The sequence below is a fragment of the Aquipseudomonas alcaligenes NBRC 14159 genome, from assembly GCF_000467105.1.
Lineage (GTDB): Bacteria > Pseudomonadota > Gammaproteobacteria > Pseudomonadales > Pseudomonadaceae > Aquipseudomonas > Aquipseudomonas alcaligenes.
In genome coordinates this window covers 1-516 of the sequence record NZ_BATI01000121.1, presented here as the reverse complement: position 1 = coordinate 516, position 516 = coordinate 1, and the positions used below count along the sequence as shown (strand labels likewise).

General features: G+C 56.6%; 1 protein-coding gene and 1 pseudogene. Both read right to left on the bottom strand.

Going from position 1 to position 516, the window contains the following annotated elements:
- Nucleotides 1-249 (bottom strand): hypothetical protein (locus PA6_RS22340; RefSeq protein WP_021703219.1); only part of this gene is annotated, 249 nt, incomplete at its 3' end.
- A pseudogene (locus PA6_RS23800) lies at nt 250-516 on the bottom strand (restriction endonuclease subunit S); the annotation flags it as partial. It abuts the gene before it with no gap.

The following is a 516-nucleotide window of genomic DNA, read 5'->3' as shown; positions in this document are numbered from 1 at the left end:
GGGGAGGGTGCCGTCCTGCTCCAGCTCGCGCACCAGCTTTTGCACCAGTACGCTTTCCGGGTTGTTCGGGTTGGCCTTGGCGAACTTGTCCCAACGCTCCGGCCAGGCGTCCTTGAAGTAACCGAGAAAGTCCTCGGTATACAGCGCCGTGCGCCGGTCATAGCCGCTGGCCGGACCGGTGAGCCAATCCTGGGCAACCATGGCGGTGATGATGTCCTGCTGGAACTGGGCTTCCTTGCTGTCCGCCATTTAGTTGGCCTCTGCTACTTCTAATTCGGGGGCTTGGGTGCTGGCCGGTGGCTGCCAGCTGCGTACGTCGATTTTGCCGGTAACGGCGGCGGAGATTAGAGCTGACCGTTTCTCTCTGGCTAGCGAAATTGTCGACAGGGATACTTCAGAAATCGCATCCAACCTTCCAAGTTCAGATTGCAGATAATCGACGATTTTCATTTGCTCAGCGGCCGGCGGCAAAGCAATTTTTAAGTCTTTAATATCGCCAACACCCACATTATCCTG